Here is an 11,984-nt window from a genome sequence, read left to right as displayed (position 1 = left end):
CACTGCGGCCCCGGCACTCTGCCCGGGCCGCAGCGACCACAACGACCACGCACTCCCCCTCAAAACACGGGTCCGATGCGCCCAGCCCTGCTCCCCATCCCCCCCGGGAGACCACTGCGAAGCTTCGGGCACCGTGGCCTGTCGCCGCGGCGGTGAACCATCACGCCCCTACCTCCTGACAACCCGTCACCACACCACAAGAAGTGGACCAGAACCGCGACCTGCCCCAGCGGGAAGGCTTCGTCCCGGCCCCGCCACCGCTGTCGGTACGGCAGGTGACCGGCTGGCTCACCCGGCACCCGGCCACCCTGACCAAGGAGGAGAAACTGCACCGCAAGGCGGTACTCGACCGCTGCCCGGAAATGGCGTCCGCCGCAGAACTGACCAGCTCGTTCGCGGAAATGCTCACCACACTCGACGGACTGCGCCTCCCCGAGTGGATCACCGAGGCTGTGACGTCGGGCCTGCCCGGAGTCAGCACCTTCGCGCCGGGGCTGGAAAGCGACTTCGACGCGGTGACCGCCGGGCTGACCACCGACTGGAACTCCGGACCCGTCGAAGGAACAGTCAACCGGATCAAGACGCTCAAACGGCAGATGTTCGACCGCGCCGGATTCCCGCTCCTTCGAAAGCGTGTTCTCCTCGCGTGAAACTCCGTCACCGGTCCACACAACTTGGGCCAGACCCCAAAACAAGTACTTACAGACAGGGCGGTCCTTCCTGCTCTCCTCGTGATGACTCGGTTACGACGGAGACGGGTCCACGCTGGGCCCACTCTGGGCCCTCCGAGGACGACCAACAACGACCAAGAACAACCGCTCAGCCGCAGGTCAGTTGGGATGCGCGGCCTGCTGACCAGGGGAAAAGAACGGGCCCGCCAGACTCAGGGCAAGAAGAAGTAGGTCGCGTGATCACGCCCCCGACCCCGCATACGGCGCGGTGCGGGGGCGCTTCTCGCAGCAGGGCAGGGGTGTCACTGTGCGTGCTCACCCGAATGGGTTGCGTGAGGGGGCAGCGGTGGACGGGTGCGGGTGACATGAGGTGGGGGTGCTTGCACCCCAGAGGTGCCCCCGAAAGGAGGACGCATGTTCCGCCACTCGATGCGCACGCTTCTGGTGAGCCTGTGCGCGCTGACCGCCGCGTCCCAGGCGGCCACGGCCGTGGTCCTTGCCGTGCCGGCCGATCAGGCCCGGACGACGAGCACCCCTGCCCGGGCTCTGCGCACGCAGACCCTCTCCGACCTGGCCGCTGCCATGAAGGGTGAGGCGTACGCGAACGCCTCGTACAGCCTCTTCGCCGTCCAGGCCGACGGCCGGACCTGGTCGTCCGGCGGCAAGCTCGTCATCAACAAGGCCGGCCAGGCTGTGGGTGCGCTCTTTCGCTCCACGGCACAGACCGAGCTGAACGAGCACCTGCGCGAGGCCGCGGCCCTGGCCGGCACCGTCGGCACGAACGCGGCCAACCTGCGCCAGTCCATCAACGGCGAAAGCTACGAGCACCAGGTCATGTACCGCGGCTTCGCCGAACAGGCCCGCAAGGACGGAGACCTGAAGGCCGCCGATCTGTTCACCGAGATCGCCGCGGACGAGGGCCGCCACCGAAACGCCTACCGCACCGCGCTCACGGTCCTGACCACCGGCCGCGGCGCCATCCCGGCACCACCGATGGCCAAAACGGTGCCGGTGCCCGCCGGACTGCCCAAGGTGAAGGCCGCCCGCACCAAGGCCAACCTCGACACCGCCATGCACGGCGAGGCACTCGCCAACGCCAAGTACCTGCTCTACGCCGCCCACGCCAGGCAGACCGGCAACGCTGCCCTGGCCCGCCTGTTCGAGGGCACCGCGGGGGTCGAGCTGCACGAGCACTTCGCCGGCGAAGCGGTCCTGGCCGGCCTGGTCCGCACGACGAAGACGAACCTGCGCACGGCCATCACCGGCGAGCGCGGCGAGGTGTCCACCGTGTATCCGGGATTTGCCAAGCGGGCCACCGCCGTCGGCGACAGCGCCGCCGCCCGCTACTTCCGCAACACGGCAGCCGACGAGGCCACCCACGCGGCCGCGTTCCAGCAGGCACTCAACCAGCTGCGGTGACGCCTGGCTGAGCCGCGCGACCGGTCGGACACAAGGCGGGAACGTCCGGCCGGTCGGGCTTCGCGGGCGGTGCCCGAGCTGACGGTGACGCACCTTCTGGCGCGTCACCCCCCGCCGCCGGCCCCGGTTGTCGAGAAGCGGCCGTGCCAGACCGCCTTGGCGCCCGAGTCCCCGATCCGGTACACCTCAACGGCTGCGCCAACGGCCACGACCAGGGCGAGCACCAGCACTGCGACCCGTACCGGAACGGAAGCGGCCCGCCGAGCCGTAACCGAGGCCCCGCCCTCCGTGGAGCTCCCGGCAGCACCGCCGCCATCACGATCCCATCGAGAGCCGACACGGCCGAGCAGCCAGACGGCGACCGTCAGCACGAACAGGGCGATGACCCACGGAGTAAGTTCAGATCCCATCTCGGCGTGCTCTTCCACCAGCGCGGTCTCCTGTACTCGCTCCTCCAGCCACTCGCCGGATTCGGTGGTCAGCACCACCAGAACCAGGGTGACCAGCCCCAGTGCGGGCAGCACCCAGCTGAGCCGACGCGCTGCCGACGGCCACAGCACACAGACGAGAAGTGCCAACGCTGTCAGCGGGACGAGCACCACAGAGCTGTGAACGAAGAGGGGGTGGCCGGGAAGGCCGTTGATCAGCCCGACATCCACGGAAGCTCCTCAGGCACGCGGGTGGCACGCGAGTGCGGCGCCAACATCCCAAAATCTGCTGTTTCGGACATTGTGGGGCGGCCGTCGTTCGCGCGCAGGGATGCGCGCGCGTATGGAGTACCGAATGCGGTGCGGCAGCCTAGGTCGGCGGTCGGCGGTCGGCGGTCGGCGGTCGGCGGCTGGCGGCGATACGGCGTCGGCCTCTCAGCGCTCGCGACCCGTCATGGGCGGATCGGCGGGAGTTTCCGGCGCTTCCGGCTGGCCGGACCGTTGCGGTACGTGACCCGGTCGCGGGCCGCCAGGAGGGAGCCGACGATGCTGAGTACCGCGCAGCAGGTGGCGAGGACGAGGCCGAGCGGCTGGCGGTCGCCGGTCAGGGAGCCTGCCGCGTGGATCAACTGCGCCGTGCCGAGGGCCAGTGCGGCCCACCCGGCGACGGTGCCGGCCTGCCTGCGGCGTTGCCGCCGGACGGCTCACATGCCGAGCGCGAGCCAGAGGGCACCACCAGCGCCGAAAGCCACCGCACTGAACATTCCCGCCTCCTGCGGAAGCGTACCGATCCGCGAGGCGGAGCAGGAGTGTGCGCGGGCGGTCAGTTCAGGGGCGGTTGCCGGCGCTGCCCGACGGGTTGCCCGAAGTCGAAGCCGAAGTCGAAGCCGTGGACGTCGCCGTGACCGGCGTCGTGGCTGTGGCCGTCCACGCGTACGAAGCGCAGGAGTTCGCGGACGATGCCCGCGTTGCCCATGGCCCAGCCGGTCTGTGGTTCGAGGTCGGTGGGGGTGGCCCGGTGTTCGACGTTGGACCAGCGGGCGCCCTCGCCGTCGCGGATCGCGCGGGCGGCGAGGTCCGTGACGAGGACGTGGGCGAAGTCGTACGTGTCCTGTTGCTCGCCCTGCTCGCCGATCCGGTCGCAGGCCAGGGCGAGGACGCCCGCGGTACCGCAGCAGCGGCCGTTGTTGTCCCAGAAGCCGGGGCGCAGCCGCTGGGGCAGGCCGGAGTGGGTGACCGTGTGCCAGCAGCGGTCGGCGAGGGCGGCCCAGGCGGGGTCGGCGGTGATGTCACGCAACAGCCGGAAGACTTGTGCGTCCCCGGTCGGGCCGTGGCACCAGCCGTAGCTGAACGGCTCGATCAGTTCGGGGCGGAACTGAGGGGTGGAGTGCCGCACCAGGAAGCCCTCCGGCCCCGCTTCGTCGCGCGCGACGACGTCCGCGGCACCGGCCAGGGCCAGTTCGACCAGATCCGCCCGGCCGGTGGCGTCGCCGACGCGGGCCAGCGCGAGGACGATGCCGAGCGTGCCGTGCGAAATGTGGTGCAGACGGGCCTCGACACCCGTGCGGTGGGGCCAGTGGACGCCGGCCGGAGTCTGCTCCGCCGTGCGGAGATAGGGCTCCAGGGCGAGGACGGCCAGTTCGGGGTCGCCGGACAGCAGTGCGCCGAGGCCGATTCCCGCGTTCCCGCCCATCAGCTCGAACAGTTCGCCCCAGCGGGTGCCGTCGAAGCGTGCCCGCACGAGGCGCAGCGCGCGGTCGGCGGCGGCGCCGGCGGCCGGGTCGCCGAGTTCCTCGTGCACGGTCCGCAGGGCGAGCGCCATTCCGGTACGGCCGAAGCAGAGGGAGTCGTCGTCGACGCCGTCGACAAGGTCCGCGAGGCTGCGGGCCGCGCGCAGGGCGGCGTCGGCGTGGGAGTCGTCGCCGAAGTGCCGCCACGCCTCCAGGAGTACGGGGACGATCCCGGCCGTACCGCTGTAGAAGGCCGGGTTGAGGCTGTCGTCCGAAGGCCGCGTAGCCCAGGCGAGACCGCCCCCGGCCGTCCCGCGCGCCACCCCGGTCAACCAGCGCAGCCCCTCCACCGCGAGTTCCTCGACCTCGTCGACCGCTCCCGGGGCTCCTCGCATGGGTCCATTCTCGCAGGCCCTGCCGGTCCCCGTTTGCCGAACCGGCAAATAGGGACCGGCCTCTCGTGGGGGACTCTGCGGGAGCGGTTCCCCGTCGGCCGGCTGCCCGGGTGGCTCGGGGAGCGGGACCTCGACGTGTACGCGGAGGAAATTCGAGCGCACCGGACTGACCGGGGCGCTCAACCGGTACCGGCACATGGACCGCGACTGGGAGGATCTCGCCGCCTACGACGGCGCCCCGATCACCCAGCCGTCCCTGTTCGTCGGCGGCGGTCTCGATGCCGCCACGACCTGGCCGGCCGACGCCGTCGCGGCGTACCCGGTCACCCTCCCGGGTCTGGTCTCCTCCCGCCTCCTAGACGGCTGTGGGCACTGGATCCAGCAGGAACGGCCCGACGAGGTCAACCGGCTGCTCGCCGACTGGCTCGCCGGGCTGCCCGCCACCCGAACGTCGCTCTGCACGTGGCTCTGCACGTGGCTCTGAACGTCGCCCCGAATGTCACTTCACCAGATCGACAGCGGAGTCGCCCCGCACCGGCACGACGAAGGGCCCCCGACCGGAGTCGGGGGCCCTTCGTCGTGCCTGAAGTGCTGAGGCGTTCGGTCAGCCGCACTGGCAGGGGCTGCCCGACTGGCAGCCGCAGCCGCAGCCCGAACCGCAGCCGCAGGCGCCGATGACCAGGAGGTTCTTGATCTCGGCGGGTTGGTCGCTGTCGCGCTCCTGCGTAGGGTCGGGCGTGGTGCTGGGGGATTCGGCCATGGATCCCTCCCGGAGGTCCCTGAATGCCCTAGAGGTAGGGCCTTGTCCATTCCATGCCCGTTGCTCCGGGCGCATCAACGGCGCACGGCGGCGCACTGTGGTGCCCCGCGCCCGTTTCGCACCCCGCGTGCCCCGCCCGGCCGGGCGGTTACGCCCCCTCGGCGCCCGTCACCGGCTGGATGTCGGGCTGCAGCTCGTCCGCGTGCTCGCCGGTGACCAGGAAGACGACGCGCTTGGCGACGGCGACCGCGTGGTCGGCGTACCGCTCGTAGTAGCGGCCGAGGAGGGTCACGTCGACGGCGGTCTCGATGCCGTGCTTCCAGCGGTCGTCCAGCAGGTGCTGGAAGATCGTGCGGTGCAGCAGGTCCATCTCGTCGTCGTCCTGCTCCAGCTGCAGGGCCAGGTCGACGTCCTTGGTGATGATCACCTCGGCGGCCTTGGCCATCAGGCGCTGCGCGAGCTGCCCCATCTCCAGGACGGTCGCGTGCAGGTCGTGGGGGATGGCGTTCGCCGGGTAGCGGAGCCGGGCCAGCTTCGCCACGTGCTGGGCCAGGTCGCCGGAGCGCTCCAGGTCGGCGGACATGCGCAGCGAGGTGACGACGATCCGCAGGTCGGTCGCCACCGGCTGCTGGCGCGCGAGCAGGGCTATCGCGCGCGCCTCCAGGTCGTGGTGGAGCTCGTCCACCTTCTGGTCGGCCTCGATGACGCTCTCGGCGAGCTTGAGGTCGGCGTCGAGGATCGCCGTCGTGGCGCGCCCGATCGCCGATCCGACCAGCCGGGCCATGTCGACCAGGCTGTCGCCGATCGAGTCGAGTTCCTCGTGGTACGCGTCCCGCATGGGTTCCCTCTCCTACGTGTGTTCCCGGGGCTCCGTGGGCCGGGGCCCGTGGCCGAAAGCAGCTGCGAACCCCCACGCTTCCACGTTCCGGTCTCAACGCGACTGTTTCTGCCACCCCAAATGAACCAATACTGGCTCCAAGGTGAACTCTGGGCGACGAGTGTTCGAGCTGACACCTCGCGGGCTGTGGGGATGTCGTACGCCCTGCTTAACCTGTTTGCATGGACGTGAACGCGGCGGTCGCCGCAGCGGCAGCGATCGCCGGGGTTCTTACCGGTGTCATCGCCATGCTGGCGTTCCGCTGGAGCGAACGCGACCAGAAGCGACCGACCAGGACTTCTGTGCCGACCGACCCCGTGCTGCCCCCGGGCGTGGACACCGTACTGAGCGTGCTGCGCTCCTCCGCGGTCGTCCTCGACGAGGCCGACGCGGTGGTCAAGGCGAGCTCGGCGGCGTACGCCCTCGGACTCGTGCGCGGCGGCAAACTCGCCATCGAGCCGATGCTCGGGATGGCCCGGGACACCCGGCGCGACGGCGAGATACGGCAGGTCGAGCTGGACCTCCCGAGGCGGGGGACCGGGCGGGGCGAGGCCCTGGCCGTCTCCGCCCGGGTGGCGCCCCTCGGCTCCCGGCTCGTGCTGCTCCTCGTCGAGGACCTCACCGAGGCCCGCCGCATCGAGGCGGTACGCCGTGACTTCGTGGCGAATGTCAGCCACGAGCTGAAGACCCCGGTCGGCGCGCTCTCCCTGCTCTCCGAGGCCGTCATGGACGCCTCGGACGACCCGGAGGCCGTGCAGCGCTTCGCCGGTCGCATGCAGATCGAGGCCACGCGCCTGACCAACCTGGTCCAGGAGCTGATCGATCTGTCGAGAGTGCAGAACGACGATCCGCTGGAGGACGCGGAGCCGGTCCGGGTGGACGAGCTGGTCGCCGAGGCGATCGACCGGTGCCGGCACCAGGCCGGCGCCAAGCAGATCACCATGGCCGCCGGCGGCACCGCCGACCTGCGTGTCTGGGGCCACCGCGGCCAGCTGGCCGCCGCTCTCGGCAACCTCGTCGAGAACGCCGTGAACTACTCCCCGGCCCGCACCCGGGTGGGGATAGCCGCCCGCCGGATCGGCATGCCGGGCGGCGACATGATCGAGCTTGCCGTGACCGACCAGGGCATCGGCATCTCCGACAAGGACAAGGAGCGCATCTTCGAGCGCTTCTACCGCGTCGACCCGGCCCGCTCGCGGGCCACCGGTGGCACCGGTCTCGGTCTCGCCATCGTCAAGCACGTGGTCGCCTCGCACGGCGGGGAGGTCACGGTGTGGAGCGCCGAGAACCAGGGCTCCACGTTCACCCTCAGGCTGCCGGAGGCGGGCGTGGCCCGCGACCGCGCGTCGCAGCACCCCGACCCCGACCTCGACGACGAGGCCGGTACCACCGAGTCATCCCCGTACGAACCGCTTCCCGCCCCGGAGGTCCTTCCGTGACCCGAGTGCTCGTCGTCGAGGACGAGGAGTCCTTCTCCGACGCCCTGTCGTACATGCTCCGCAAAGAGGGCTTCGAGGTCGCCGTGGCGGCCACGGGCCCCGACGGACTCGACGAGTTCGAGCGCAACGGCGCCGACCTCGTCCTCCTCGACCTGATGCTGCCGGGGCTGCCCGGCACCGAGGTCTGCCGCCAGCTGCGCGGCCGGTCCAACGTCCCCGTCATCATGGTGACGGCCAAGGACAGCGAGATCGACAAGGTTGTCGGACTCGAAATAGGAGCCGATGACTACGTCACCAAGCCCTTCTCCTCCCGCGAGCTGGTAGCCCGTATCCGGGCCGTCCTGCGCCGTCGCGGCGAGCCGGAGGAGGTCACCCCGGCCGCCCTCGAAGCGGGCCCGGTCCGCATGGACGTCGACCGCCACGTGGTGACGGTCTCCGGCTCCAAGGTCGACCTCCCCCTCAAGGAGTTCGACCTCCTGGAGATGCTCCTGCGCAACGCCGGCCGCGTCCTCACCCGCATGCAGCTCATCGACCGCGTCTGGGGTGCCGACTACGTCGGCGACACCAAGACGCTCGACGTCCACGTCAAGCGCCTCCGCGCCAAGATCGAGCCGGACCCGGGCGCGCCGCGCTACCTGGTGACGGTCCGCGGTCTCGGGTACAAGTTCGAGCCGTAAGCCGGCGGTCTGGGCTTACGGCGGTACGGCCGACGTGTGGTGTGCCGGCCGTACCGCGGCTGTGCCGCGGTCGTCGCCCCCAGGGCCGGACCACCGTACGGCGGCCGGACAGGCCCCGGCCGCGACCGCACGGCCGTATGACGAAGACGGCCGTATGACGAAGACGGCCGTATGACGAAGGGCGGCCGTGAAAGAAGACGGCCGTGAACCAAGACGGCCGTATGACGAAGGGCGGCCCCCTCGGGGGTACCGCCCTTCTCGCGTCGCCGGTACGACCGCTCAGCCCGCGTTCGCCGATGCCGAGGCCGAGTCGGTCGATGTCGCCGAGGCGCTCGCCGACCCCTTGTTCTTCTTGCCCGGCTTGGCGCTCTGGCTCGCCGTGGACCCGGCGGCCGGGGAGCCGGCGGCCGACGAGGAAGCGGACACGGAGGGCGAGGCCGGGGCCGACGGCACCGCGCTCGGGCCCCAGCCCGTGAAGTAGCTCTCGGCCGGCACGACGAACGCGCGCAGGCTCACGTCACCGGTCTTGCTGAAGGTGAACGTGATCTTCTGCGCGTTGCCGTCGCGGACCGCCTCGCGGCTGCTGGCCAGCACTGCGGAGGCGTTGCCCTGGCCGCCCAGGATCAGCCGGCCGCCCGCCTGGATGGTCAGCGGCTGGGACTTGGTGGCGTGCAGTTCGGCGGTCTTGCCGGTGCCGGCGACGACGATCGACTGCAGCGTCTCCGGCACGGTGCCGGTGTTGAAGATCGTCGCGGCGATCGCGGCCGGCCCGGTCGACGTGAGGTCGGGCTGGGTGATCACGATCGCGTTCTGGATCTTGATGGCGCCGGCACTCGTCGCCGCGTTGTCCGGCTTGATCTGCAGCGTCTGGGAGTCGTTGCCGGCGCCGCAGGCGGCGAGCGCGGCGACGGAGAAGGCGATGGTGGCCGCGGCGAGGGCGCCGCGTCGAAGGCTGCTGCTCACGGCGGCGGCAACTCCTTGAACGCGCGGGCGGCCCCCTGTAAAGCCGCCCTAAGTGTCTGTCAGCGGACTTAGGTTACCGAGCCGTTCCCCGGCCGCCGCACCCGACCCTCCCCAAGCCCCTCGCTTCCCTCAAGCAGGGGTACCCACGGGCATCCACGAGTGCCCCTTCGGCCACTTTGGAGCGAGGCTCCCCCGGCATTCACATAACCCGCCCGCAACACCGCGCGAAAAATTTCCGTGAAGGAATGCGCGACCGCCGGGAAAATTGATCACACACTGCTTCAGGTGCGGCTTCGCGTACCGTTCAGTCGGCCCCGTGATCAATTCCGGAAACGTCCGGGATCCGGCTCCGGCAACCGAACGGAGTAGCGGAAGTCGTACGCTTGCAACCGGACATATGTGGACGTTCGGCCACCCGGGCGAGCCTCCGGATGTGTGTAACGTGCGCGTTTCGCCTCGCCCGGAGAGCCGCTCCCACCTGCGAATACCTGCTTCCGGGCGGCCCGCGAAGCACGTTCCTGTTGCTGTTGTCAAGCCCCGAGATATGCCCTGACCTGCGAAAACGCCATTCAGAACCGCCGGTTTCCGTGTTACCCTGGATAGCCACGGAAGGGGTACCTGTCACATGACGTTCAAGGTTGGCGACACCGTGGTCTATCCCCATCACGGGGCCGCGCTGATCGAGGCCATCGAAACTCGCCAGATCAAAGGCGTGGACAAGACCTACTTGGTGCTGAAGGTCGCCCAGGGTGACCTGACGGTACGTGTGCCAGCGGACAATGCGGAGTTCGTCGGCGTGCGCGATGTGGTCGGTCAGGACGGGCTGGACCGGGTCTTCGAGGTGCTGCGCGCGCCGTACGCCGAGGAGCCCACGAACTGGTCCCGTCGTTACAAGGCAAACCTGGAGAAGCTCGCCTCCGGCGATGTCATCAAGGTCGCGGAAGTCGTGCGTGACCTGTGGCGTCGTGAGCGCGAGCGCGGACTCTCCGCAGGTGAGAAGCGGATGCTCGCCAAGGCCCGCCAGATCCTGGTGAGCGAGCTCGCCCTCGCGGAGAACACGAACGAGGACAAGGCCGAGGCCCTGCTCGACGAGGTCCTCGCGTCCTGACGCAGACGCAGTCCAGCTCAGCACGCTGAACTCCGCACACCCGAACTGCCGCGGTGCCCGATGACACTTTCTGTCGCCGGGCGCTGCGGCATGTTTGCGTACGCCCTTGGTGAACCCCCGATACTAGGCGTGCCGGGCCCGGGCTGCTGGCTCGACCAGTGTCACGGAAGGGTCCGGTCAAGGCGTCGCGCCCGGCACTTCCCAGGCCATACCCACGCCAGGCCCGCACACAAACCTGACAGGAACCGATGTCTGACGATTCGCGTCCTTCGCGTACGGAACTGCGCACGGCAGCCGTGATTCCCGCCGCCGGCCGGGGCGTACGGCTCGGTCCGGGCGCTCCCAAGGCGCTGCGCACGCTGAACGGCACGCCCATGCTCATCCACGCCGTGCGCGCCCTCGCCGCCTCCCGCGCGGTCTCCCTGGTCGTCGTCGTGGCCCCGCCCGACGGCGCGGCCGAGGTCAAGTCCCTCCTCGACGTTCACGCGCTTCCCGACCGCACCGACTTCGTCGTCGTCCCCGGCGGCGAGTCCCGCCAGGAGTCGGTCCGCCTCGGCCTCGACGCGCTGCCCCCCGACTACGACATCGTCCTGGTCCACGACGCGGCCCGACCCCTGGTCCCCGTCGACACGGTCGACGCGGTGATCCAGGCGGTCCGCGACGGCGCCCCGGCGGTCGTCCCCGCCCTCCCGCTCGCCGACACGGTCAAGGAGGTCGAGCCGGCCGCCGTCCCCGGCGACCCCGAGCCGGTGCTGGCCACTCCCGAGCGCGCCCGCCTGCGCGCCGTCCAGACGCCCCAGGGCTTCGACCGCGGGACGCTGGTCCGCGCCCACGAGACGGTCACCGGCGACGTCACCGACGACGCCGGCATGGTCGAGCGGCTCGGCGAACAGGTCGTGGTCGTCCCCGGCCACGAGGAGGCCTTCAAGGTCACCCGGCCCCTCGACCTGGTCCTCGCGGAGGCGGTCCTGGCCCGCAGGAGGCTCAACGATGGCTTCTGAGGTGATCCTGCCCCGGGTGGGCGTCGGCACCGACATCCACGCCTTCGAGGAGGGCCGCGACCTGTGGTGCGCGGGCCTGAAGTGGGAGGGCGAGGGCCCGGGGCTGGCCGGCCACTCGGACGCGGACGTCGTCGCGCACGCGGCGTGCAACGCGTTGTTCTCCGCGGCGGGGCTGGGCGACCTGGGGCAGCACTTCGGTACGGGGCGGCCGGAATGGTCGGGCGCGTCCGGGGTGACCCTGCTGACGGAGGCGGCCCGGATCGTCCGGGCCGCGGGATTCCTGATCGGGAATGTCGCCGTACAGGTCGTGGGCCCACGCCCGAAGATCGGAAAGCGCCGCGACGAGGCCGAGAAGATCCTTTCCGACGCGGCGGGGGCTCCGGTTTCCGTTTCGGGGGCCACGACGGACGGCCTGGGTTTTCCGGGCAGAGGCGAAGGTCTTATGGCCATCGCGACGGCGTTGGTCGTTCAACAGAGCTGAACATAGGTGACCAGAGGTGAACAGAGGTGAGTGGA

Annotated in this window: 13 protein-coding genes and 1 pseudogene; 8 read left to right on the top strand and 6 right to left on the bottom strand. The window is 70.5% G+C overall.

What is annotated here, in order from left to right:
- Positions 1-203 precede the first annotated feature (203 nt).
- On the top strand, positions 204-650 hold the full coding sequence (locus LQ326_RS32150) for a transposase (protein ID WP_234542570.1): 447 nt from the start codon (positions 204-206) through the stop codon (positions 648-650).
- Between the two features lie 435 nt (positions 651-1,085).
- Positions 1,086-2,090 (top strand): ferritin family protein, encoded by a 1,005-nt coding sequence (locus LQ326_RS32145; RefSeq protein ID WP_234542569.1) that lies wholly within the window; start codon positions 1,086-1,088, stop codon positions 2,088-2,090.
- A gap of 104 nt (positions 2,091-2,194) precedes the next feature.
- Here LQ326_RS32145 and LQ326_RS32140 read toward each other — a convergent pair whose 3' ends face one another.
- The 3 genes from LQ326_RS32140 to LQ326_RS32130 form a co-directional block, all read right to left on the bottom strand.
- The gene (locus LQ326_RS32140; RefSeq protein WP_234542568.1) at positions 2,195-2,749 is read right to left on the bottom strand and encodes a DUF2231 domain-containing protein; all 555 of its coding nucleotides are present in this window, start codon (positions 2,747-2,749) and stop codon (positions 2,195-2,197) included.
- 221 nt (positions 2,750-2,970) lie between these two features.
- Complete coding sequence (locus tag LQ326_RS32135) at positions 2,971-3,147, bottom strand: hypothetical protein (protein ID WP_234542567.1); 177 nt, start codon at positions 3,145-3,147, stop codon at positions 2,971-2,973.
- A 194-nt stretch (positions 3,148-3,341) separates the two neighbouring features.
- Positions 3,342-4,643, bottom strand: a complete 1,302-nt coding sequence (locus LQ326_RS32130; protein ID WP_234542566.1) for a lanthionine synthetase LanC family protein — start codon at positions 4,641-4,643, stop codon at positions 3,342-3,344.
- Between the two features lie 69 nt (positions 4,644-4,712).
- Here LQ326_RS32130 and LQ326_RS32125 point away from each other — a divergent pair.
- A pseudogene (locus LQ326_RS32125) lies at positions 4,713-5,127 on the top strand (alpha/beta fold hydrolase); the annotation flags it as partial.
- A gap of 120 nt (positions 5,128-5,247) precedes the next feature.
- Here the strand turns inward: LQ326_RS32125 and LQ326_RS32120 are convergent.
- Both LQ326_RS32120 and phoU read right to left on the bottom strand, forming a co-directional pair.
- Complete coding sequence (locus LQ326_RS32120; protein ID WP_234542565.1) at positions 5,248-5,403, bottom strand: hypothetical protein; 156 nt, start codon at positions 5,401-5,403, stop codon at positions 5,248-5,250.
- 148 nt (positions 5,404-5,551) lie between these two features.
- Positions 5,552-6,241, bottom strand: coding sequence for a phosphate signaling complex protein PhoU (gene phoU / locus LQ326_RS32115; RefSeq protein ID WP_181801023.1), 690 nt, complete (start codon positions 6,239-6,241; stop codon positions 5,552-5,554).
- Positions 6,242-6,462: 221 nt separating this feature from the next.
- On the opposite strand from phoU, the gene phoR reads away from it, so the two are divergent.
- Positions 6,463-7,719 carry a two-component system sensor histidine kinase PhoR gene (gene phoR, locus LQ326_RS32110; protein ID WP_234542564.1) on the top strand — a complete coding sequence of 419 codons (1,257 nt, stop codon included), beginning with the start codon at positions 6,463-6,465 and terminating at the stop codon, positions 7,717-7,719.
- A 5-nt stretch (positions 7,720-7,724) separates the two neighbouring features.
- Positions 7,725-8,396 carry a two-component system response regulator PhoP gene (gene phoP / locus LQ326_RS32105; protein WP_018568744.1) on the top strand — a complete coding sequence of 224 codons (672 nt, stop codon included), beginning with the start codon at positions 7,725-7,727 and terminating at the stop codon, positions 8,394-8,396.
- Between the two features lie 279 nt (positions 8,397-8,675).
- Here phoP and LQ326_RS32100 read toward each other — a convergent pair whose 3' ends face one another.
- Positions 8,676-9,359 (bottom strand): copper chaperone PCu(A)C domain-containing protein, encoded by a 684-nt coding sequence (locus LQ326_RS32100; RefSeq protein WP_234542563.1) that lies wholly within the window; start codon positions 9,357-9,359, stop codon positions 8,676-8,678.
- A 625-nt stretch (positions 9,360-9,984) separates the two neighbouring features.
- On the opposite strand from LQ326_RS32100, the gene LQ326_RS32095 reads away from it, so the two are divergent.
- The 3 genes from LQ326_RS32095 (at position 9,985) to ispF (ending at position 11,949) form a co-directional block, all read left to right on the top strand.
- Complete coding sequence (locus LQ326_RS32095; RefSeq protein ID WP_003953493.1) at positions 9,985-10,467, top strand: CarD family transcriptional regulator; 483 nt, start codon at positions 9,985-9,987, stop codon at positions 10,465-10,467.
- A 248-nt stretch (positions 10,468-10,715) separates the two neighbouring features.
- On the top strand, positions 10,716-11,468 hold the full coding sequence (gene ispD / locus LQ326_RS32090; RefSeq protein ID WP_234542562.1) for a 2-C-methyl-D-erythritol 4-phosphate cytidylyltransferase: 753 nt from the start codon (positions 10,716-10,718) through the stop codon (positions 11,466-11,468).
- Complete coding sequence (ispF, locus tag LQ326_RS32085; protein ID WP_234542561.1) at positions 11,458-11,949, top strand: 2-C-methyl-D-erythritol 2,4-cyclodiphosphate synthase; 492 nt, start codon at positions 11,458-11,460, stop codon at positions 11,947-11,949. Before ispD ends, ispF begins: the two co-directional genes overlap by 11 nt.
- The last annotated feature ends 35 nt before the right edge of the window (positions 11,950-11,984 follow it).

The organism is Streptomyces shenzhenensis, assembly GCF_021462265.1.
Classification (GTDB): domain Bacteria; phylum Actinomycetota; class Actinomycetes; order Streptomycetales; family Streptomycetaceae; genus Streptomyces; species Streptomyces shenzhenensis.
The sequence above is the reverse complement of the archived record's forward strand: the minus strand, read 5'-3'. Positions and strand labels throughout refer to the sequence as shown.